The organism is Sphingobacterium sp. UBA5996 (assembly GCF_002429765.1).
Taxonomy (GTDB): domain Bacteria; phylum Bacteroidota; class Bacteroidia; order Sphingobacteriales; family Sphingobacteriaceae; genus Sphingobacterium.
The window spans coordinates 1-20116 of the sequence record NZ_DJAS01000004.1 but is presented as its reverse complement, the minus strand read 5'-3'; the positions used below and the strand labels follow the sequence as shown (position 1 = coordinate 20116).

The window sequence follows — 20116 nt, the reverse complement described above, 5'->3', positions numbered from 1 at the left end:
TATTTATGGAAAGTACACATTATAGAAATAGAGTGCATCTTATTATCGAACGTACTCTGAATGGTCTGGATTATGAGTATGTCTCGGCCGGACTAAATAAAAATGAATTAGAAAAGTTACAGCTTTCATTTGATGAAACCAGTCAAGTAGGTCAGTTTAATGAGGGGTACTGTTATTCTGTCAAGCGAACCGCCCAGCATTTGATTTATTCGGTTATCAATACGAGTATGAAGGATAATGCAAAGCGTAATGGATTTTTTGCAGTGCGTTTGATTGTTAAGCACAATGAGCTGCTGTCACGTGTCATGCAATATCTATTGCAGATCACCACACAGTTTATAAATCATATGAAGGACGGGAGTTTAAATAATCAAAACTACGATCTTATTCTAGAAGAGGCTGCAAAAGACATCAAACGAGTCAATTGCATTAAACCGGTGATTGATCTGGATAAAACAATATATTATCAGTTTTTGAATCTCACTTTGGATCAGAGTGATGCTTTCAACAACCCCAAATTGGTATATGCGAGCAAAGTCTATTTCCTGGACGAACAGTCAATACAAAATGAGGGCGTCGCTCAACAGTTCGGTTTTCAGTCGGCGCAAAACTTCTTTGGAAAGGTTCGTAAGATTACATTTAACAATACCACTACAAATGGTTTGCGTGTAAAGATCAACGAGCAAGAGGTTAGTTTGGCGAAGGATCAATTTATCATCTGCAAAGATGGCGACCGTGTGCAATACAAGCTTATTTTTGATTCACGTTATAAGGACGTCAATATTTTCGAAGGAGAAGTGGAGGTGCGTCCCGAGGAGATTGTATTGCCTAAACGTCCATTACTGGAACCCGAAAAAAGCTCAAGTGGACTAGTATGGGCCTGGATTATTGGCCCAATTCTAGGGATTGCCATCGGTTACTGGGGGATTGAATTTGCTATGAATGTAATGGGAATAGGACAAAAAACTGAAGCAAATGTAGTTGTAGATTCTATTAAACCGGTTGATAATTTTAGCTTCAAAATCGATACGGCCAAGAGTAAGGCACTGTACCTCGAATTTAGCGATTCCACCTTGCAAGGTTACGTTTTTAATTACAAAGGAAAAGCTGAAGGCTGGAAGTTCTATAAAAAAGGAGAGGAGAAGAATACGAAAAATTTAACCAAAGCCGAGTTACGCTCAATTTTTCTTGATGAGGATCGTATCCTTCTTTTTTGTGATCAGCTTACCGCACAGATTCCAAGCGATATTCCGGAGGATAAGCCTGCCGCGACCAATTCAAGACCGATAGATAGCGGAGAGATCACCAGCGAAAAAAATAATAAAGTAAAGCCGGAGAAGCCTGAAAAACAATCTAGCCAGCCAGCGAAAGGAGGGACCAAAGGCCGTGAATCAAAAGTATAGGGGACTTTATTTTTTGGGAGCTACCCTAGGGGTTGGTTTACTGATTGTTGGTTCGATGAAGCTGATGAGTTCATCTCCAGCCCAGCATGGCGCTAGGAAGCAATCGGCTATCACAATGGCAAGTGGGCATAAAGTGTTGGAAAATAAGATCCAAGAGCTTTCCGAAGACAATGTAAGTCCGGCCCAGTACAACAACTTACTGATCGAGATCAATAATGCAGCTTCACAGAATCTGTTTAATAAAGCGATTCAGGACATGCTGCTTCAGCAGCTCAATGGCAGATATACTCAACTGAGCATCGACCGCAGTAATAAATTGCTTCGTTCGGACCCTGTTAAACAGGCAGAACTTAATATTCTTGTCGCTCATCTCGAAAGTACTTTTGGTCCTACGGCCGAGGTTGCAACGATCAAAAATAAAGTTAAAGCTTTGAATCACTATACGGAAGTCCTGCCACAACGTGTAAACTCATTGATCAATCAAGGTTTCGCGGAATTTGATGAGAGTGGGTATATGGCTTTAATGAATGAACTGGAGCGGATGCCAAACCTAGATGCAAATCTCAAAAGAAAGAAATCTGTTCTTGCCGTTAGAAATACTGGCGTAAGCAAGCTGCAGCAATTTCATCGGAATTACGAAAACTGGAATTTGAACATGAATTTATAAAATTTGATCCTTCCGCTAAACAGTGGCTGTATCAAATAAAAGCTACATAGATTAATCTATAGATATGAAATATTTATTAACCCTTTTTTTAATGGGGCTGGTCTTTTTTTGCTTTGCGCAGGCGACCAACGATGAATTATTGGCCCAGGCCAAAGCACAAATGGATAACGGCTTGTATGAAGAGTCCATAAATACCCTAAATAAAATTCACGGCAAGACGAAAACAAAAGAATTCGTCGATTACTTTATGACCGTAAATTATTTTAAATTACTGGATAATGGCGATTATCCATCTTTTGAGCTCATCAATAAGGTACGTAGCCAAGCCGCTCTGTTTTTGAAAAATTATTCAAAATCGCGCAACCACGGGGATGTCAAAAGGATACTCGATACAATGGACGATTATCCAAAGACACAGCAAAGTTATGACGATACCAAGAATCGAATCTTGCAGGAGAAAAAGACCGAAAGGCAACAGATTTTGCTGACAGCGATCAGGAAATCTTATGAGGTGCAAGATTATGCCCAGAGTTTAGCCAACATTAAGGTTGCCAAAGAATCTGGATATGATGAGAGCCCTGTTCAGTTTTATAATTTTATGGTCAAGTACAAGCTATATGATCAGAGCCCCTCGCAGACATACCATGAAGTAGAATCTATCGTTGCACTTGGAAATGCTATTTTAAGCAGTGACCATAATTCTCTGGCTAAGTTAAGTACGGCCGAAGTAGAAAAGATCAAAAATATTGTTGCCGGATTACCAAAATCGCTTGACGAGTTCAGAAAAAAAGAAGAGGATAAACGTACTGCTGCCTATGCCTTAGCGATGCAACGTAAATTTGATGCGATATCGGACAGCTACAATGCACAGGAGTATGGTAAAGTCATTTCAGCTACAAATGATTTTCCGGACAGATCCCGTGATAATCAAAAAGTGAGCTACTTTCAGGCTATGAGCCGTTACCAGCTGTTTAAAAGAGAGGGAAACTACAGTTTTTCGGATCTATTGACGGTAAAGTCTGCTCTTGAAGGGTATATAACGAAGTTTAATGAGGAAGATTTGACCTCTAAAATTGAGGTATCTGCTGTCTTAGGAGATCTGAACAAAAATTATCCGACTTCGCAATACGCTTACGATGTGATGGTTAAACGGGAGGAGAAGAAGGAGCTGGCGGCACTGCGTCGGGCTAGAAGAAAGCTATTTACCAATATTGGCTACGAGTATGGAAAATTGGCACCAATTGGTCTACGATTTGAAACTGGTGGTGCATTTGTTGGATTCTTTGCGACGTTGCGTTATGGGCTGAAGTCAGATAACCAACTCGATTCTTATTACTTAAGCACGCGGTCGTCCCAACCCAATAAAACAGAGCTTATCGTAGGGCCAAATTTTAAGGTAGTCGATTGGTTGTTGTTGAACATCGGAGCTGGCTATGGAGTTTATTCCCATTTATTTCGTGATGATTACGCAGACCGAGAGGGCCATGGAAAAACCGGTTATATTGGCGGTTACGGCGGGGTGACTTTACGACTTAGTCCGTACGTAAATATCATAGGTGGTGCTTCCATGATGGCTATTGACAAACAGTTCTCTTCTAAAAAATTTACCCAGCCCGAATTTACCGGTGGTATTACTTTTAATATTCGATAAAAATGAATCCCAAAAACTTCAATATACGATATCTCTATTCCCTGTTTATGCTGATACTTCCATGGACATCTTGCGACGATAAAGACAAGTTTGATTTTAATCAGCATAATAAAATTGCGGTAACGACCTTACAGATGACCGGTGTAACCAAAAATGATGCTACGCTGAACGGACGTGTAAATACCAACAATGGAGAGACATTGACACAGGTTGGCATCTGCTATGCTACCCACCAAAAGCCAACAGTGAACAATGAAAAAGTGCTCAAGACAGGCGATCTGGATACAGGAGCGTTTACGCTATATGCTCAAAATTTAAAGCCGGCTACAACCTATTATTTTAGGGCTTTTGCAACCAATAAAAATGGTACTGCCTATGGCGATCCTTTGAGTTTTACTACGCAGAGTGGTTATGTTGCTAAATTGGAAACACAATCTGCAAGCAGTATCACGCGTATTACCGCCGAACTAGGCGGAAAGATTTCAGATGATGGCGGATACCCGGTGATCAGCAAAGGGGTATGCTATAGCAATGTATCATCGTTCCCGACGATTTCAAATGACAAGGTAAGTGTTGATACACAGAGTACTTCATTTAAAGTTAATCTAACCAAATTAAAGGCGGGTACAATCTATTACGCGCGCGCTTATGCCACTTCATCTGTTGGAACAGGCTATGGGCAGGTGGTAAGTTTTACGACACTTCCGCCAATTGTCGCATCAGGAATATCGACCGCGGCGGTCAGTTCAGTTACTTACTCTTCAGCTTCTGTTGGTGGTACTGTTTTGGATGATAATGGATCGACTGTAACAGCCCGGGGTATATGCTACAGCAATTCCAATACTACGCCAAGTGTCAGTAGTGGGACAATTTTGAATATAGGTAGCGGAACCGGTAGCTTCTCTGGTCAATTAACGGGCTTGGTCGTAAATACAAGCTATTATGTACGCGCTTTTGCTACCAATAGCGCAGGTACGGCTTATGGGCCTGTGGTCAGTTTTAAAACTTCGATGCCAGACCTGCCAAGTAACGTTTCAACAGCTACCCCTTATAATGTGACTATGACTTCGGCATATACCGGGGGATATATTGGCTCCGCTGGCGGTGGAACTATTTCTGCCAAAGGGGTGGTTTATAGCAGCAGCAACTCATTACCTTCTTTAACCAATGGTACAAGGGTATCTGGTGGTTCAGGAACAGGTAATTTTTCACTTATACTTTCCGGATTGCAGCAAAATACAACTTATTACGTCCGATCTTACGCTACGAATGAGGCCGGCACGACTTATGGAAATGTGTACACGTTCAAAACATTGTTGCCAAGCCTACCATCAAGCCTGAGTACTTATGGAGCTGTCAGTATCACACCAGGCTCAGCTTATGTGTCGGGTTATATTGGCTCGGCTGGTGGAGGGAATATTTCTGCTAGTGGCATTGTCTTCAGTAGCAGTACATCAAATCCCACTATTGGGAACAGCACATCAGTTACTTTGGGGAGTAGTATCGGAAGTATCGCAACTACATTGACCGGGTTATCCGCAGGTACCAGTTATTATGCCAGGGTATATGCGACCAATGAAGCAGGAACTGCCTATGGCAATCTCATAAACTTTACCACAACGAGATATACGGTACCCACAGGGGTGACAACCTATCAAGTCGGTAATACTGGGAGCACTTATGTTACCTTTAGCGGAGATATCGCTACAGACGGTGGTAGTACATTAACGGAGCGCGGTTTTGTATATTCCACGTCCAGTAATCCAACATTGTCCAGTGGAACAAAGACGACCGTATCGGGCAGTAGTGTCGGATATTTTAGTAAATCGGTCACAGGATTTAATAAGTATACGACTTATTACGTACGGGCTTATGCTACAAATGCCTATGGTACAACCTATGGCTCGAGCGCTGCTTTTTATACCTATTAAAAATAAAAGGGTAATCTGTTCGGAAGATTACCCTTTTATAGACTAATTGTTACTTAACCGTATTGCATCACTTTTAATAAATCCGATCAAGCCTTTGTCTGTTTTTACTTTGGCCCAATTTCCTATATTGGAAAGACATGTCAATTTTTGATTTCTATAGATGGTTGCCAATATGGGAAAATCAGCTGCCGGTCCCTTGCGTAAATCCATCTTTTCGACATTCAATACGACGGTTTTTAAGTAATAATCCTGATTTCCTGATGTGCCGTTGTCGGAGGTTTTTGGTGGTGTTTTTACAGGCTTGTTTTTTTTCTCAATCTTAGGAGCCGATTTTTTGTGCATATCGAGATCACATACGCCGCAGGTACCACCACTGTTGCAGTGCGCACATTTGCTGCAATTGCGACAGGCAGTGCAGTTGGCCGATCCTGTGCAGCGGCCGACTTCGTGTTCTACAAAAGCAAGTGTGCTTTTTGTGGTCTGTGCAGATGCAAAATGCGAAGTTAATGTTGCGGTCAATATCAGTGTAATAGCTTTTATCATAATTATAAGCGGTTTTTCCAAAGTCCAAGTAGGTGATTTCGCGCATATTTTTGGGCCTCTACCAGACGTTGTTCATATTTAACATTCGGCGGAATGGTCATCAGTACGGCGTAGCCATCCTTCATAATCTTTTCGTTGACAAAGGTGCCATCAGTCAAATAGGCGTAAGCGAGTGTACGCCCATATTGATCCAATGGGTTGACATCAAATTCCAAGCGTACAGTTTGGTTCATAAGCAGTTGTTCTACATATTTCGAGGCCTCCTTTCCATAAGGTTGTTCCTTTTTATGAAAATAATTACGGGGCTCAGGAGCGTCAATTCCGATCAATCTTACCTTGATCTTTTTGCTTTCCCTGTTTACACACCAGAAAGTGTCTCCATCGGAAACCTTGGTGATCTGATATTCGCCTTCGGTTATACCCTTGTCATTCCTCAGGGTTCCACTTGTAAAGGCCGCGAACGGCTGCGTTTGTTTTTCCTTTTTGGGTTTACAAGCGAGTAAAAGAGTTGAAAAGAGACAGACGTATAAAATGTTTTTGTTCATGATTGTACTATTTTATTTTCTTTTCCCTTTTCTTCTTTCGGCTGAGTTTCGGCACCTTTCACAACAATAAGATTTGCCGAACATTAGGGTGAGTACTTTCATTGTGAAACCTTTGCCTTTATAACTTTTTTTTCCTTTACCAGGTTGAATCTCTTTGTTGCACCATGCGCATTGATCATACATGTTTAAGCTGTTTAATAGTAAATGAATAGGATGAATAATATGGTTCAAAATTAAAACTAAGATTTTCGGGTATTTATGGTTTCCCGTAAATAGTCATATTACCGAGTGCCTACTTTTGACTATCAACAATAAAGAAATGTATTGCTGTTTTAGCAAAATCAAATAAGCCATTAATAAAAAATAAAAAACTATGGATTTTAAAGATGAGATTCGTCAATTTGCCAAGCGCGTTGACCGACTTTTACCACAGATCAAAACAGAAGAGGCTACAAAGACATCCTTAGTAATGCCATTTTTGAAAATATTGGGATACGATGTATTTGATCCTTTCGAAGTGCAACCCGAGTTTATAGCCGATATTGGCATCAAAAAGGGTGAGAAGGTCGATTATGCCATTTTACGTGACGATAAACCTGTTATCTTAATCGAGTGCAAACATTATGCTGATGGGCTTGACCCCCACAATTCACAACTGTTCCGTTACTTCCATACGACCGAAGCAAAGTTTGGATTGTTGACTAATGGCGTAGAGTATCGTTTTTATACTGATCTCGTGACACCCAATAAGATGGATGAAAAACCATTTTTCGAGTTCAAGATCATGGACATCAAGGATAATGAAGTCTCCGAATTGCGCAAGTTTCATAAGACCGAATTTGATCTCGAAAGCATATCGAGTGTTGCGAGCGAATTAAAGTACTTTAACGAGTTGACTATTTTAGCAATGGGCGAGATGCAAAACCCTAGCGACGATTTCGTTCGTTTTTTTGCGAAGCAAGCCTATCCAAGTGTTGTTACAGCAAAGGTTTTGGAGCAGTTTACACCATTGGTTAAACGGGTATTCACACAGATAGTCAATGATCAGATCGCCGAAAGACTAAAAAGCGCATTGAAAAAAGAAACTGAAGCCGAAGAAAAGAATACTACAACAGCGGCGGTAGAACCTGAAGCGCTGATTGTCACAACTGAAGAAGAGATTGAAGGCTACTTAATCATTAAATCTATTTTACGTAAGGAGATCGAAGTGGGACGTGTATTTATGCGTGATAATCAATCCTATTGTGGTATCCTGCTCGATGATAACAACCGTAAACCAATCTGTCGTTTTTATTTTACGCCCAATAGACTGCGCATTGGTTTGTTTGACAAAGATAAGAAGGAAGTTAAATATGATCTGGACTCGTTGGATGACATTTACAAACACTCAGAGCAGATTGTTGATACAGTCGTTAACTACTGATTATCCTTAAGACTATGCGCGGAAACCTTGAGAAACCGAATATGTTTTAAAAATAATTTTATCGCCTAGAAATTATGAAAAGATTAATTTTTCTCGCAACACCTTTTTTATTAATGGTAGCGTGTGTAAAGCCTTCTAATGAAGAAAAAGCTAAAGCTCTAATCAAAGAATATATACTTAAGTATGCAAATGATCCTAAAAGTTATGAGGCTATTGAATTTGGATCTTTGGATTCATTGCAATCGACCGAGATGATTGGGACGGGTGCAGAGTATTTTAATCTGCAAAATGAATTTTCAAAAAGTACTGATATGGAGGAAAGAAAAAGAATTATGATTAGGCAACATAAAATATTAAAGGATCGGCAGGGATTTCAAATGATCCATCGATATAGGGCTAGCAATGCATTTGGGGCAAAGGTGCTTTCGGATAATATTTTTTATTTTAATGCAGGTATGGATTCGGTACTCGTCGTAAGAAAACCTGGGGAATAGCGCTCGATAAGAAGTAAAGGCTACAATTTTGTAGCCTTTACTTTATGCTTTTAAGGGGCAGGACAATAATATTAGCCGTTTGGTTGTTCACCACCTAGCGCTTTGTAAGCTGTTAAGATATTTTGAAGAGCTTGCTTTTCTTTTTGAGTTATGGCTCTATCCTTATAGTATTGCTTACCTTCGTGACGTATCTTTGCGTTCTTAGATTTTATGATATCTTCTATCATTTTATATTTTTCCTGATCTACCGGTACGTCATACCATTCCCATATTTGGCCAGCGCCATTATCTGTATTTATTTCACTATAGCTAGGGCTAATAGTATAAGTATCATTATCAGTTTTTATAATATATCTTTTAATAAAGAGCCAATCATCTGCAGTATAATTGATAGCAAGCTGTAACCAGGGTTTAGTGTCTTTTTTAGTTCCAAAATATAAATGAAAGCTATTAGAATTAGTGTATTGAGGAGTTGATTTGTCGGAATACCAGGTGATATTTCTTATGTCATCTGTTTTTTGTCTAAGGCTTTTTATTGCTTCATTTTTTGATCTTTCAGCCTGGGCGATTGCTTTTTCCTTAAGTTCATTATCTTTATTAATATTAAATTCAACATCCTTTAATAATTCTTTCGCCTCTATGGCTTCCTTTGAATCGGGGTGTTTTTCTAATAAAGAATTTAGTTCTGATTTTGCATTTTCAAACGATTTTCCTGTAATCATCCTTTTAGCATTGGATAACAAGTTCGCTGAACCAAATTTAAATTCATTTAATTCTGATTTTAAACTCTGATTTTCGGATTTGAGTTTTTCATATTCATCTTGAGAAATGCCATTGCAGCTGTAGGCGGTTAGTACAATGGCTATCGTAAAAAATCTCTTTATCATATTGCTGTTTTTTATTCAAAAATATCTCATCGATAAAGCGAATAAAAAAGGGAAACCATAAAATTGATGTGGCGTTCGAAAACGCTATCATAGGTTCTAAAAGGAAGAGATAGGGTTATAGCGGTACGGCAATTAGAACTTTCACCTCCTCATTCCCGCTATTCACCGAGTTTTCCCGATCGTTAGTCTAAAGCCGATAGGCTAGGAGCGTGTTGTGTCGTAGTTTTGAGTCAACAAATAAGAACAGATAAACTAACACTATAAAAAAAGACATTATGAAAACGCTAGTAAAAACATTCGCCGCAGCAGCCCTAATCGCAGTATCAACTTTCGCTATGGCAGCTGAAGGACCTGGAGCAAAAGCAACAAAAGCTAATATTAACCTTTCTACAGCAGATTTCGCTTTAGAGCACTACGTTGCGGTAACCACAGAGGGAGAATCAGCAGGAGTAGAGCAGTTATTCGCCGGAGATTTCAGCCAAAAGATCCAAGCTACCAATGCACAGTCTAACAGCCGTAGTGAAGTGATTAAATCCTTGAAAAAACAAAAAGGCGAGAAGCTAAACTGTACAGTGAGCACCGATATCATCGAGGAATCTGCAGACTATATGGTAGCTAAAGTAACGTTGAAATTTGAAAATTTTACCAAGACTGACCTGGTTACCTTGGAGCGTGTAGGTAATGACTGGAAAGTATCTAAATCAATCAATTCGTATAAATAAGAGCCATCTCAAATAAATATATATATGTTGTAGAGCCATATCGGGAGATATGGCTTTTTCCTTTCATTCCTAAACAATATTTCGGATATTTGGACAAAGGCCAGTTTTTAGTTAAAGGATTTTATCATGTCGGATTTTCAGCAGTTAATAGCACAGATCAGAGCATTCAGAGATGCGAGAGATTGGGGAACAGTTTCACAATTCTAAGGACCTCGCAGTTGCATTGAGCATTGAAGCGTCTGAGCTTCTGGAACTTTTTCTGTGGAAAGGAAATGAAGATGCCAATCCTGACAAGTTGAAAAATGAGCTTGCCGATGTACTCATGTATGCGCTATTGCTTGCCGATAAGCACGGCCTTGATGTTAAGGAGATCGTGGAGGACAAGATGAAACTCAACAATGAAAAATATCCTGTAGAATAAGCCAAGGGAACTGCTAAAAAGTATAATGAACTGTAATTAATAACGCATGTCAGAATTGGATATTAAAGAAGTTCATATTGTTCCCGTCGGTAGCGCAGGAGAGGTTAAGGATACAGATAGCAAACTAGATTTTTATAACAGCGCACTTGTTTATCTGCTCAACGATAAAAGGTCAATCTATATCGGTGAATCTATCGATATCAAGAACCGCTTTTCAAGCCATAATAGACACGACAGCAAGAAAGACCTTTTAATACGACATGCGATCTATTCGCATTTGTTCAACAAATCCGTTACCCTACATTTAGAAGCATTTCTGATCAATCTTTTCTCAGCAGAAAAAGGTCTGAAACTGATCAACCTTGGCAATAACGGGCACTACTATCACCAGAAGAAAGAATATGAGGTATTGTTTCCACAGATCTGGAAACAACTTGAAGAACTTAAAATAGCGCGCACGTCTACCAGTCTGCTATCATCGACAGCCTTCAATCACGTTTTTCTTCAATCTTGTTAAAAAATCTGAAACTTAAGTTCCGAAGAGAAAATACCAGGCTTGCTATTATATGTAACTTCCGTGACAAAATTTCCAGTTCCATCTCTAAACTATTTACAACAACCTCTCCGCGATCTCCGCCTCGCCAACCACTACACCGCCTTTCAGGTACATCATCCGCTCACCACTTTTATAATCTGTGATTATGTCAAAGTGACCATTACAGGTTCTCATGCGTGAAAGCAATGCTTTCCTACCTGCCCTAAAGCCTTCATGTTTAGTTACGTCAAATACATATTTAGAGCAGCTATGCCTAAATATACACTTACGTCTTCTTTCAGGTGGGATGATCAACCAATACAACCGGATCGCGGTTAATAGGAGAGACTTCATGGCCTTGAAAATACCACCATCTGTCTTGCCGTCGTATATCCAGGTTTATTATTAAAACAACCATTTTCGGCATGTACATAAGTTGTGACGCTTTCTAGTCTTACATAGTTCCATCCTCCTGATGCACCCTGATTAATCAGGTTTTCTAATTGTTCTGCTACTTGATCCGATGTGCCTGTCCTTGGGTCTATCGATGCTACAAAAGGTACTACTTTGTATTCCATAATATCAGTATTTGATTGGGTTAATGATTTAATTAAAGCTATGTAATAAAATATTGAAAATCAATGTGTTTTGAGTTTTATTGCAATCCATTTTACAATATTGTCAATTTTAAGAATAAAAAATTACAGATTATTACGGCTTCCCGTAAAAGTTATGCCTGTGCACCAGGTGGCTAGCTACTGTATTAAAGAACATGTCAAGATGAGGAATGCTTTTGCATTTTATCTGACCTCTGGAGACTGGCTTTTACGAACCAAGATCAGTATTTTTAATACACTGAGTTTTGCCAATGAGCAGTTTTACGATCCTATCAAAGGCACTTTGCAGTTTGATGTGTCCGATCTGGTGCTGATTAAGCCCAGCGGGCGAAATCAGGTCCGCTTGCAAAGGCTGAAAAACAAATTGGATAAGCAAGAGATCGATGGCATCAAAAGATCGATTTTGGCCATTGGCGATGCTCCGGTTGTCTTAGGTGACTGGCAACAATCGGTGTATTTTTTGTAGAGCGGAGGATCTCGGCGAGTCAATTCAGATAACATGATATCAATATGAGTTTTTTACATCCATTTCTCTAAAATCAGGAATAACGGTATTATGCTTGTTTTTCGAAAAGACTTACTTGTTTATGTATTTCTTTATTATCGGCGAAAAACGCCGATNNATCGGCGTTTTTCGCCGATAAATTTAAATAGTTTAAACATGAATATGTATTCTCAGAGAAGGAAAGATGTGTTAAAATTAGTGCCGGAGGGAGCTTTGGTTACCAGATCTTGGCTACAGCAGAATGATCTCACAGGCCATGCGATCGATAATTTATTGAAGAGTCGACTATTGGAAACTGTGAAAAATGGAGTATATAAACGTGAAGGGGCAGAAGTGGAATGGGGGGATATTGTCTATTTCCTGCAGAAACAGCTAGATACAGATCTAACCATTGGAGGCCTATCGGCTTTAGAACTTCAGAAACTGACCCATTATCTCCCGATGTCTAATCAACGCTTGATTCATTTATATGGCCGGGATAATCTTCCCATATGGATAAATAACCTTACAACAGGGATCAAATTTCTTAAGCATAGTTCTGGCTATTTATTTGGTAATAGTTTTGAAGATGAAAGGCCGCTAGCATTACTTGAGTTTACCAGAGCTTTCAGTTGGAAAAATACAAAGGAAGGCTTACGTATATCCATTCCTGAAAGAGCTATTTTGGAAGTGATGAATCAAGTTCCCCAAAATATATCATTTGAACATGCGGATGAATTAATGCAAGGATTAAATACGCTTTCTCCTAGGACACTCCAAAGATTATTGGAACTGTGCACAAATATCAAAGTTCGCAGGCTTTTCTTTTACCTTGCCGAGCGTCAAAATCATACCTGGTTTACAAAACTTCAATCTGAGAAAATAGATTTTGGATCTGGTAATCGTGTGATCGTCACAGGTGGGAAACTAAATAAGAAATATAAAATAACTGTTCCTGATTTTTATGAGTAAGAAAGAAGAATATGCCGAGCAGGTCCGTTTATTGATCCGATTGTTACCTATAATCGATAAAGAAGACTGTTTTGCACTTAAAGGCGGTACGGCTATTAATTTGTTTTATAGAGATTTGCCAAGGCTTTCCGTAGACATCGATTTGTTGTATCTGCCAATGGAGGATCGCGACGCCTCTCTTGAAAATATCAGAGCTGCATTAGCGAGAATAACAGATTCCATAAAGAAATCGATTGCAGGTGCCCAAGTTCAAAATACAACACTACAACAGGATAATTCTTTACGAAATAATAGTTTCACTTAATGATGTTCGTGTTAAAATAGAACTATCTCCTGTTATACGTGGAAGCCTTTTCCCAGCTGTCAGAATGGAAGTGCGACCGCAGGTTGAAAAAGAATTTGGTTATGCTGAAATGCTAGTTGCATCACACCCAGATCTGTATGCTGGTAAACTTTGCGCTGCCTTAATTCGTCAACATCCCCGTGATTTGTTTGATGTAAAACAGTTATACGAAAATGAAGGATTAACGGAAGAATTACGAAAAACATTTCTTGTATTTTTAATAAGTCATTTTCGACCGATGGCAGAACTGCTTAATCCAAACCGAAAAGATATCTCAGGTATATATGAAATGGAGTTTGCGCAAATGGCAGAAATTGAAGTTTCTTTAGAGGAGCTACTTTCTATACGGGAGAAACTGATTGCAGATATCAACAAGGAGATGACTGATAGTGAACGTAAATTTTTACTCTCTGTCAAAAATAAGACACCTGATTGGGCACTCTTAGGATTGGACGCAGCTTTAGTCTCGGAACTTCCTTCAGTGAAATGGAGATTAATCAATTTAAATAAAATGTCAGAGAATAAACACGTGACCGCTTACAAAAATCTAGAAGCTGTCCTATATCCTTAAAGTCAAGCTGAATAGGAGAGATGTGGCTTTTTTACGTCAAAAGGGCCTGATTTTCATCAGACCCTTTCTCTTAGCGTTTATTTGTACAGTAATTTTTATGTTTCCTATCGTTTCCTCTTTTTTGTTTCGTCATCCAATGCTTTTAAAGGCTATTGGATTTTCACTGTACGACGCCAATTTTTATGTTGAACCTTTCTTTCGAAAGGTAGCTTGTAGCCGGTTTGTATTGTAAGAACAACAGTCAATTTGAAATAGTTTTATTGGAGTAATTTTTTTTGATAACTTGATATGACGGCAGCTGTCTCAATAAAGTATTTTAAAAGTACATAGCATTTCAACCGTAGGATTACTGTTATATGAAAAATCGTTATATCGTTACGCCAAAAGACAAAAGGGCAGAAGAGTTATTGGATTTTAATGAAGCTGGAGATCACCATTTGATCCAGTTAGTTCTCTCAGAGTCGCAATTTTATCAATTAGATGCTTTTGGTGTATTTTCAGATTTGAATAATATGCTAGGCTGTTTAATAGATGATTTTGAAGACGATGCTATTACGAATAAGCAACAGTTGGAGGAAGGGTTAAAATATTTAAAAAATGTAAGGTTAAAAGAAGATCGTATTCAGGAGCTTATGGAAGAAATTATTTGCCTGTTTGAAGAAGCTGTGAAAAGGCAAACTGGCGTTTATTTTTTCTTTTAATAGGAACTTGATTATTTTTAAATTGCTAAAATAAAATTCACCTCCCCATTCCCGCCATTCACCGAGTTTTCCCGATCGTTAGTCTAAAGCCGATAGGCTAGGGGCGTATTGTGTCGTAGTTTTGAGTCAACAAATAAGAACTGAAAACTAACACTATAAAAAAGACATTATGAACCATCATGAGTGTATTCAAAAAGCACTCATGATAGCTTTATCATCAAATAAAAAACAAATATTTTCGATAAAAAACGCTAGTAAAAACATTCGCAGCAGCAGCCCTAATCGCAGTATCAACTTTCGCTATGGCAACTGAAGGATCTGGAGCAAAAGCAACAAAAGCTAACATTAACCTTTCTACCGCAGATTTCGCTTTGGAACATTATGTTGCGGTAACTACGGAGGGAGAATCAGCAGGAGTAGAGCAGTTATTCGCAGCTGATTTCAATCAAAAGATCCAGGCTACCAATGCGCAGTCTAACAGCCGTAGTGCCGTAGTTAAACTATTGAAAAAGCAAAAAGGAGAGAAACTGAACTGCACAGTTAGCACTGATATTTTAGAAGAATCTGCAGATTATATGGTCGCTAAAGTGACTCTAAAATTTGAAAATTTCACCAAAACGGACTTAGTTACCTTGGAGCGTGTGGGCAATGACTGGAAAGTATCGAAATCGATCAATTCGTATAAATAGTATTCAATAACTAGTGGTTTGCCATTAAAAGAAGGCAAACCACTAGTGAATCATATGTTTAAGTTTAGTTTAGAAGCCAGGTCGTGAGACGTGGCTTTTTTATGTTTTATTTAAAATAGCGAAGTGCCTCGAGCATAACTGTAGTTATTACTACTCAATTAGCATAATTAAGTAGGGAAAATAAATGATTAGGAGAAAGATCAAGCATAAATGTTTTTTTAATTACTTTACACCATTTTTCAATCGAAAACGTAGGAGTAAGATAAGTAGAAAGAATAGGCGATTTTATTAGAAGAGTCTGTAAATAGATTCCCCAAAAACCTTCTTAGATGCTTGGAAATTGCTTTTAATCGAAAAGTCAAGATCAATTTTATTAGTAAAATTATTAGAAGACCTATTACCATTATGGTGCACACCTATTGGCAAATCGGTAAGCGTATTGTGGAGCAAGAACAGCAAGGCAATATCCGTGCAAGCTATGGTGATTTTGTAGTATCAGGCCTTTCTAAGTATTTGTCAGATGCATTAGGAAAAGGTTTTTCAGAAGCCAATTTACCGAATATGCGGCATTTTTACCAGACCTTCCCCGACTTCGACCAATCCTCTACGCAGCGCGTAGAGAATTTCCAATCCGTTACGCAGTGCGTAACGAAACTTAGCTGGGCAAATACCCGTTTGTAGCGTCTGAGATTATCGGCGGACTCAACTGTATATTGGTGATCGGTATAGATTAATACTTTATATTGTTGATAGGCAATTTCAATCATTTGGACTTGTAGAAGCTTTTGCTAAGCTGAAAGTAGGTAAGGAGAATACGGATGTAATTTACGCCCTTAGTTGGATTTTGTTGAATTTATGCCTCTTAAAAATGGTTGCTTTCTCAATTGCTGTTCGTATTGTTCTTTGCTTATAAACGGCCATAGCTCATGATCTCCTTTATGCATAAATTCTTCAAACTGCTCTTTCCGCTCATTTAGTTTTACGCCATAATGTTGTCCCAAAGTGAGGGCAGTAAATAACAAGTCTTTAAATGAAAACCGTAATAGCGGATTTATATGATCAAAGTAAGGCCACTCGTACTCAAAATCCGAATGTAGGAATAAAATAAACCGAGCGATGTCTTTCAGTTCTTTATCAGAAAGTTGGTGTTTGCCAGTAAGTGTATGATTTTCTAAATCGCTATATAAACACCAGCTTAATTCGAGCATTGGTCTTATGATAGGATCATCAAATTTGACTTGTTTTGAAGAATAATAATGTTCAGGAAGATAACCAAAGGATACATTGTCTAGTATCTCCTACTCAAACTCATCATTGCTAATAAGCCCGACAACTAAATGTCTTAAATGATACGCAAGTTCCTTTCTACGTGCTAAGTCAACCATATTAAAATGTTTTCTTAAAGATAGTAAATTTTCACCTCCCCATTCCCGCTATTCACCGAGTTTTCCCGATCGTTAGTCTAAAGCCTGTAGGCTAGGGGCCTGTTGTGTTGTAGTTTTGAGTCAACAAATAAGAACTAAAAAACTAACACAATAAAATAAAGACATTATGAAAACGCTAGTAAAAACATTCGCAGCAGCAGCCCTAATCGCAGTATCAACTTTCGCTATGGCAGCTGAAGGACCTGGCGCAAAAGCAACAAAAGCAAACGTTAACCTTTCCACCGCAGACTTGGCACTGGATCGCTATGTTGCGATAACCACTGAGGGAGAATCATCAGGCGTAGAGCAATTGTTCGCAGCTGATTTCAATCAAAAGGTCCAAGCCTTCAATGCAAAAAATCATAGCCGTAGCAAAGTGGTTAAATCCTTGAAAAAACAAAAAGGCGAAAAGCTAAACTGTACAGTAAGCACAGATATTATCGAGGAATCGGCAGACTTTATGGTGGCTAAAGTGACGTTGAAATTTGAAAACTTCACCAAAACTGATCTGGTTACTTTGGAGCGTGTAGATAATGATTGGAAAGTATCCAAATCGATCAATTCGTATAAATAGAATTTTACAACTGGTGGTTTGCCAGTCATAAAAAGACAAACCACTAGTGAATCATATGTTTATTAACGCCACGTCGAGAGATGTGGCTTTTTTGTGTTATAACTGGTAAAATATACAATAAATCATACTAAGATTAAATGCTGCATGGCAAATTATAGCGCCCCATATAGCTCCTGATTTTACCTTGAAGAAATAAAACAGTCTGCTTACAAAATACATCGAAAAACACCATATGAATGTAGGTATGAAGAGAAGATGCCAACCGTCGAGCAGGTATATTAATCCAAAATGTGCAATGTGGGTTAAGGCAAACGCCGAGCTATCTAGAATTGATGCTCCACGATTTCCGAATCTAGAAACAAAGGTTTCATGAACTATTCCTCTAAAAAAAAGTTCCTCGCCAAACGGGCTGAATAACATTCCCGTGCCAGCCATGATGAAGAACATCTGCCTTTTTGCCTCTATCGTTAAATCTGTGGGAATTTTATAAGAATTTGCGATATATACATACCAGTTTTGATAACTGTTCTGATAAAGGAATTTACCCAAGAAGAATAACAAGTAAGCATATAAACAACCGCTTATAAAAGCTATGGATAACCATTTATAACTTTTAGGTTTGTTCCAGCCAATAGCCTTTAGCCCCCTTTTATTTAAGAATACGAAAGGAATGATAAATGATACCAGCATTATTAAACCAATAAAGCGATAATCGGCATATTGGTTGGCATGGAGCACCATAATAAATCTCGGTACACAAATTATTAGAATTAGAAATAAGCCAAACTTCCAATTGAAATTGAGGATACTTTTCCAAAAGTTTCTTAAATAAGGTTGCATAAAAGGTGTAGTTTTAATGGGTTGCTATAAGATAGGAAAAAAAACTTTCTTTTTCACCTCCCCATTCCCGTCATTCACCGAGTTTTCCTGAGCGTTAGTCTAAAGTCCATAGGCTAGGGGCGTATTGTGTTGTAGTTTTGAGTCAACAAATAAGAACAACAGAACTAACACAATAAAATAAAGACATTATGAACTCATTAGTAAAAACATTCGCAGCAGCAGCCCTAATCGCAGTATCAACTTTCGCTATGGCAGCTGAGGGACCAGGAGCAAAAGCAACAAAAGCAAACGTTAACCTTTCCACAGCAGACTTGGCACTGGATCGCTATGTTGCGATAACCACTGAGGGAGAATCAGCAGGCGTAGAGCAATTGTTCGCAGCTGATTTTAATCAAAAGATCCAAGCTACCAATGCACAGTCTAATAGCCGTAGCGAAGTGGTTAAATCCTTGAAAAAACAAAAAGGCGAAAAGCTAAACTGTACAGTAAGCACTGATATCATCGAGGAATCGGCAGACTATATGGTAGCTAAAGTGACGTTGAAATTTGAAAACTTCACCAAGACTGATCTGGTGACTTTGGATCGTGTGGGCAATGACTGGAAAGTATCCAAATCAATCAATTCGTATAAATAGGAGCCATCTTAAATAAATATATATGTTGTAGAGCCACGTCATAAGATGTGGCTTTTTTATGATCTATTTAATAGCGAGTTGTCTCGGGGATAACGTAGTGAGTCGAGCTCAATCAGAAAAATTAAGTAGAAGGAATAGATAAATTTAGTAGAAAGATTAGGTAATTTAAGAAGAAGAAATAGGAGAAGAACATAAAGGAATGTACAGTTATAATGCTCGTACAATAGGTTGTGGGCTATTTTAGAAGGGAAAGAGTAAATATTTTAGGGAAAGGATTAGGGAAAGATTAGGAGAAGAAGAAGTAGAAAAAAAGTAGAAGAATTAGTAGAAAGATAGTGGGGTCACCTTGTTTATAGATCTTGATTGCGCTAGAGTGGATCGTGTAGTTTAATCACACCTTTACTTTCAGTAGCTCGTATAATGAAGCATTGATAAACTGGATAGTCTTTACCTTTAACTTACCATAGCCAGCATGATTATGACCGAAAACATGGTATCTCGGTGATCGTTCCAAAACAAACTCACGGATTTCCGTACTGCCATAACCATTGTCCAAGATACCCGATGGCGGATAGTGTGATACCATCATGATATCAACTTGTACATCCAATCCACAGGGTGAAAATAGGGAAAACCACTGATGCCCATGATTTGGATGCCATTGACCCTAACCGAAGAATCGTTTAGCCAATGGATTCCTTCGGGTATCAATTTTTGCTTCGCAGGGGTTCCAATTCAAAGGGAAGGTCATGATTTCCATGGACAAATACCTTGTGTGGTATGGGAAGCTCCGCATACCACACAAAGAAATCCGATAGCTAACCAATATCACCCGCATCGCAGATATCGCCACAATGGATGATGATATCGATTCCCTCAGGAATATCCAGTTGACGGTGGAGGCCATACCTATCAGAAAATATGAACATGTTTTGTCACGGATGGATTAATAATATATTTTAATTTATTAAATCATTTTCGAACGATCTATAAATAGATGCTATTAAGGTTGTTAGGCCCTCTGAGGGTGTAAAGTAAACTGTG

General features: G+C 38.6%; 24 protein-coding genes and 1 pseudogene. 17 read left to right on the top strand and 8 right to left on the bottom strand.

The window, feature by feature from the left end; translation table 11 throughout:
- Nucleotides 1-5: 5 nt before the first annotated feature.
- The 4 genes from B3E00_RS03125 to B3E00_RS03110 all read left to right on the top strand — a co-directional run bounded on the left by B3E00_RS03125 (nucleotide 6) and on the right by B3E00_RS03110 (nucleotide 5652).
- Nucleotides 6-1403 (top strand): hypothetical protein, encoded by a 1398-nt coding sequence (locus B3E00_RS03125; protein WP_293936846.1) that lies wholly within the window; start codon nucleotides 6-8, stop codon nucleotides 1401-1403.
- Nucleotides 1387-2070, top strand: a complete 684-nt coding sequence (locus tag B3E00_RS03120; RefSeq protein WP_293936843.1) for a hypothetical protein — start codon at nucleotides 1387-1389, stop codon at nucleotides 2068-2070. The genes B3E00_RS03125 and B3E00_RS03120 overlap by 17 nt, the downstream gene beginning before the upstream one ends.
- Before the next feature lie 64 nt (nucleotides 2071-2134).
- Entirely contained in the window at nucleotides 2135-3721 is a 1587-nt protein-coding gene (locus B3E00_RS03115; RefSeq protein WP_293936841.1) for a hypothetical protein, read from the top strand.
- Between the two features lie 2 nt (nucleotides 3722-3723).
- Nucleotides 3724-5652 (top strand): hypothetical protein, encoded by a 1929-nt coding sequence (locus B3E00_RS03110; RefSeq protein WP_293936838.1) that lies wholly within the window; start codon nucleotides 3724-3726, stop codon nucleotides 5650-5652.
- 42 nt (nucleotides 5653-5694) lie between these two features.
- Here B3E00_RS03110 and B3E00_RS03105 read toward each other — a convergent pair whose 3' ends face one another.
- Together B3E00_RS03105 and B3E00_RS03100 are read right to left on the bottom strand one after the other, a co-directional pair.
- Nucleotides 5695-6195 (bottom strand): SH3 domain-containing protein, encoded by a 501-nt coding sequence (locus B3E00_RS03105; protein WP_293936836.1) that lies wholly within the window; start codon nucleotides 6193-6195, stop codon nucleotides 5695-5697.
- Between the two features lie 2 nt (nucleotides 6196-6197).
- Nucleotides 6198-6740, bottom strand: coding sequence for a thermonuclease family protein (locus B3E00_RS03100; RefSeq protein ID WP_293936834.1), 543 nt, complete (start codon nucleotides 6738-6740; stop codon nucleotides 6198-6200).
- Nucleotides 6741-7113: 373 nt separating this feature from the next.
- Here B3E00_RS03100 and B3E00_RS03095 point away from each other — a divergent pair, with 373 nt between their 5' ends.
- Together B3E00_RS03095 and B3E00_RS03090 are read left to right on the top strand one after the other, a co-directional pair.
- Complete coding sequence (locus B3E00_RS03095) at nucleotides 7114-8163, top strand: type I restriction endonuclease (protein WP_293936831.1); 1050 nt, start codon at nucleotides 7114-7116, stop codon at nucleotides 8161-8163.
- A gap of 74 nt (nucleotides 8164-8237) precedes the next feature.
- Nucleotides 8238-8657 (top strand): hypothetical protein, encoded by a 420-nt coding sequence (locus B3E00_RS03090; RefSeq protein ID WP_293936829.1) that lies wholly within the window; start codon nucleotides 8238-8240, stop codon nucleotides 8655-8657.
- Nucleotides 8658-8728: 71 nt separating this feature from the next.
- On the opposite strand, the gene B3E00_RS03085 is transcribed toward B3E00_RS03090, so the two are convergent.
- Complete coding sequence (locus B3E00_RS03085; protein WP_293936827.1) at nucleotides 8729-9544, bottom strand: hypothetical protein; 816 nt, start codon at nucleotides 9542-9544, stop codon at nucleotides 8729-8731.
- 275 nt (nucleotides 9545-9819) lie between these two features.
- Here B3E00_RS03085 and B3E00_RS03080 point away from each other — a divergent pair, with 275 nt between their 5' ends.
- From B3E00_RS03080 to B3E00_RS03070, 3 genes are all read left to right on the top strand, one after another.
- Nucleotides 9820-10266 carry a nuclear transport factor 2 family protein gene (locus B3E00_RS03080; RefSeq protein WP_293936824.1) on the top strand — a complete coding sequence of 149 codons (447 nt, stop codon included), beginning with the start codon at nucleotides 9820-9822 and terminating at the stop codon, nucleotides 10264-10266.
- Nucleotides 10267-10438: 172 nt separating this feature from the next.
- A complete protein-coding gene (locus B3E00_RS03075) occupies nucleotides 10439-10687 on the top strand; it encodes a nucleotide pyrophosphohydrolase (protein WP_293936822.1) in 249 nt (82 codons plus the stop codon).
- Nucleotides 10688-10733: 46 nt separating this feature from the next.
- Complete coding sequence (locus B3E00_RS03070) at nucleotides 10734-11204, top strand: GIY-YIG nuclease family protein (protein ID WP_182982635.1); 471 nt, start codon at nucleotides 10734-10736, stop codon at nucleotides 11202-11204.
- Nucleotides 11205-11297: 93 nt separating this feature from the next.
- Here the strand turns inward: B3E00_RS03070 and yidD are convergent, their stop codons facing one another.
- Together yidD and B3E00_RS03060 are read right to left on the bottom strand one after the other, a co-directional pair.
- A complete protein-coding gene (gene yidD / locus B3E00_RS03065) occupies nucleotides 11298-11576 on the bottom strand; it encodes a membrane protein insertion efficiency factor YidD (protein WP_120335546.1) in 279 nt (92 codons plus the stop codon).
- Nucleotides 11573-11800, bottom strand: coding sequence for a hypothetical protein (locus B3E00_RS03060; protein ID WP_070570510.1), 228 nt, complete (start codon nucleotides 11798-11800; stop codon nucleotides 11573-11575). Before B3E00_RS03060 ends, yidD begins: the two co-directional genes overlap by 4 nt.
- 202 nt (nucleotides 11801-12002) lie before the next feature.
- On the opposite strand from B3E00_RS03060, the gene B3E00_RS03055 reads away from it, so the two are divergent.
- The 6 genes and pseudogenes from B3E00_RS03055 (at nucleotide 12003) to B3E00_RS03030 (ending at nucleotide 16280) form a co-directional block, all read left to right on the top strand.
- A complete protein-coding gene (locus tag B3E00_RS03055; protein ID WP_147430552.1) occupies nucleotides 12003-12305 on the top strand; it encodes a hypothetical protein in 303 nt (100 codons plus the stop codon).
- A 195-nt stretch (nucleotides 12306-12500) separates the two neighbouring features.
- Complete coding sequence (locus B3E00_RS03050; RefSeq protein WP_153846609.1) at nucleotides 12501-13295, top strand: type IV toxin-antitoxin system AbiEi family antitoxin; 795 nt, start codon at nucleotides 12501-12503, stop codon at nucleotides 13293-13295.
- A pseudogene (locus tag B3E00_RS03045) lies at nucleotides 13288-14209 on the top strand (nucleotidyl transferase AbiEii/AbiGii toxin family protein). The gene B3E00_RS03050 and the pseudogene B3E00_RS03045 overlap by 8 nt, the downstream one beginning before the upstream one ends.
- 356 nt (nucleotides 14210-14565) lie before the next feature.
- The gene (locus B3E00_RS03040; protein WP_293936813.1) at nucleotides 14566-14910 is read left to right on the top strand and encodes a hypothetical protein; all 345 of its coding nucleotides are present in this window, start codon (nucleotides 14566-14568) and stop codon (nucleotides 14908-14910) included.
- A gap of 302 nt (nucleotides 14911-15212) precedes the next feature.
- Entirely contained in the window at nucleotides 15213-15599 is a 387-nt protein-coding gene (locus B3E00_RS03035; protein WP_293936811.1) for a nuclear transport factor 2 family protein, read from the top strand.
- A gap of 333 nt (nucleotides 15600-15932) precedes the next feature.
- Nucleotides 15933-16280 carry a DUF1016 N-terminal domain-containing protein gene (locus tag B3E00_RS03030; RefSeq protein ID WP_293936808.1) on the top strand — a complete coding sequence of 116 codons (348 nt, stop codon included), beginning with the start codon at nucleotides 15933-15935 and terminating at the stop codon, nucleotides 16278-16280.
- A gap of 152 nt (nucleotides 16281-16432) precedes the next feature.
- Here B3E00_RS03030 and B3E00_RS03025 read toward each other — a convergent pair whose 3' ends face one another.
- A complete protein-coding gene (locus tag B3E00_RS03025; RefSeq protein WP_293936806.1) occupies nucleotides 16433-16807 on the bottom strand; it encodes a hypothetical protein in 375 nt (124 codons plus the stop codon).
- Between the two features lie 343 nt (nucleotides 16808-17150).
- Between B3E00_RS03025 and B3E00_RS03020 the strand changes: the two genes are divergently transcribed.
- The gene (locus tag B3E00_RS03020) at nucleotides 17151-17597 is read left to right on the top strand and encodes a nuclear transport factor 2 family protein (protein WP_293936804.1); all 447 of its coding nucleotides are present in this window, start codon (nucleotides 17151-17153) and stop codon (nucleotides 17595-17597) included.
- Nucleotides 17598-17693: 96 nt separating this feature from the next.
- Here the strand turns inward: B3E00_RS03020 and B3E00_RS03015 are convergent, their stop codons facing one another.
- Entirely contained in the window at nucleotides 17694-18437 is a 744-nt protein-coding gene (locus B3E00_RS03015; RefSeq protein WP_293936802.1) for a CPBP family intramembrane glutamic endopeptidase, read from the bottom strand.
- 188 nt (nucleotides 18438-18625) lie between these two features.
- Between B3E00_RS03015 and B3E00_RS03010 the strand changes: the two genes are divergently transcribed.
- Nucleotides 18626-19072, top strand: coding sequence for a nuclear transport factor 2 family protein (locus B3E00_RS03010; protein WP_293936800.1), 447 nt, complete (start codon nucleotides 18626-18628; stop codon nucleotides 19070-19072).
- Nucleotides 19073-19463: 391 nt separating this feature from the next.
- Here B3E00_RS03010 and B3E00_RS03005 read toward each other — a convergent pair whose 3' ends face one another.
- A complete protein-coding gene (locus B3E00_RS03005; protein WP_293936798.1) occupies nucleotides 19464-19661 on the bottom strand; it encodes a hypothetical protein in 198 nt (65 codons plus the stop codon).
- Nucleotides 19662-20116: the final 455 nt, after the last annotated feature.

Bases quoted from the DNA above. Each gene is read 5' to 3' on its own strand.
- B3E00_RS03125 (WP_293936846.1), top strand. From the start codon at position 6: ATGGAAAGTACACATTATAGAAATAGAGTGCATCTTATTATCGAACGT.
- B3E00_RS03115 (WP_293936841.1), top strand. From the start codon at position 2,135: ATGAAATATTTATTAACCCTTTTTTTAATGGGGCTGGTCTTTTTTTGC.
- B3E00_RS03110 (WP_293936838.1), top strand. From the start codon at position 3,724: ATGAATCCCAAAAACTTCAATATACGATATCTCTATTCCCTGTTTATG.
- B3E00_RS03105 (WP_293936836.1), bottom strand. From the start codon at position 6,195: ATGATAAAAGCTATTACACTGATATTGACCGCAACATTAACTTCGCAT.
- B3E00_RS03100 (WP_293936834.1), bottom strand. From the start codon at position 6,740: ATGAACAAAAACATTTTATACGTCTGTCTCTTTTCAACTCTTTTACTC.
- B3E00_RS03095 (WP_293936831.1), top strand. From the start codon at position 7,114: ATGGATTTTAAAGATGAGATTCGTCAATTTGCCAAGCGCGTTGACCGA.
- B3E00_RS03090 (WP_293936829.1), top strand. From the start codon at position 8,238: ATGAAAAGATTAATTTTTCTCGCAACACCTTTTTTATTAATGGTAGCG.
- B3E00_RS03085 (WP_293936827.1), bottom strand. From the start codon at position 9,544: ATGATAAAGAGATTTTTTACGATAGCCATTGTACTAACCGCCTACAGC.
- B3E00_RS03080 (WP_293936824.1), top strand. From the start codon at position 9,820: ATGAAAACGCTAGTAAAAACATTCGCCGCAGCAGCCCTAATCGCAGTA.
- B3E00_RS03075 (WP_293936822.1), top strand. From the start codon at position 10,439: ATGCGAGAGATTGGGGAACAGTTTCACAATTCTAAGGACCTCGCAGTT.
- B3E00_RS03070 (WP_182982635.1), top strand. From the start codon at position 10,734: ATGTCAGAATTGGATATTAAAGAAGTTCATATTGTTCCCGTCGGTAGC.
- yidD (WP_120335546.1), bottom strand. From the start codon at position 11,576: ATGAAGTCTCTCCTATTAACCGCGATCCGGTTGTATTGGTTGATCATC.
- B3E00_RS03060 (WP_070570510.1), bottom strand. From the start codon at position 11,800: ATGGAATACAAAGTAGTACCTTTTGTAGCATCGATAGACCCAAGGACA.
- B3E00_RS03055 (WP_147430552.1), top strand. From the start codon at position 12,003: ATGAGGAATGCTTTTGCATTTTATCTGACCTCTGGAGACTGGCTTTTA.
- B3E00_RS03050 (WP_153846609.1), top strand. From the start codon at position 12,501: ATGAATATGTATTCTCAGAGAAGGAAAGATGTGTTAAAATTAGTGCCG.
- B3E00_RS03040 (WP_293936813.1), top strand. From the start codon at position 14,566: ATGAAAAATCGTTATATCGTTACGCCAAAAGACAAAAGGGCAGAAGAG.
- B3E00_RS03035 (WP_293936811.1), top strand. From the start codon at position 15,213: ATGGCAACTGAAGGATCTGGAGCAAAAGCAACAAAAGCTAACATTAAC.
- B3E00_RS03025 (WP_293936806.1), bottom strand. From the start codon at position 16,807: ATGCTCGAATTAAGCTGGTGTTTATATAGCGATTTAGAAAATCATACA.
- B3E00_RS03020 (WP_293936804.1), top strand. From the start codon at position 17,151: ATGAAAACGCTAGTAAAAACATTCGCAGCAGCAGCCCTAATCGCAGTA.
- B3E00_RS03015 (WP_293936802.1), bottom strand. From the start codon at position 18,437: ATGCAACCTTATTTAAGAAACTTTTGGAAAAGTATCCTCAATTTCAAT.
- B3E00_RS03010 (WP_293936800.1), top strand. From the start codon at position 18,626: ATGAACTCATTAGTAAAAACATTCGCAGCAGCAGCCCTAATCGCAGTA.
- B3E00_RS03005 (WP_293936798.1), bottom strand. From the start codon at position 19,661: ATGATGGTATCACACTATCCGCCATCGGGTATCTTGGACAATGGTTAT.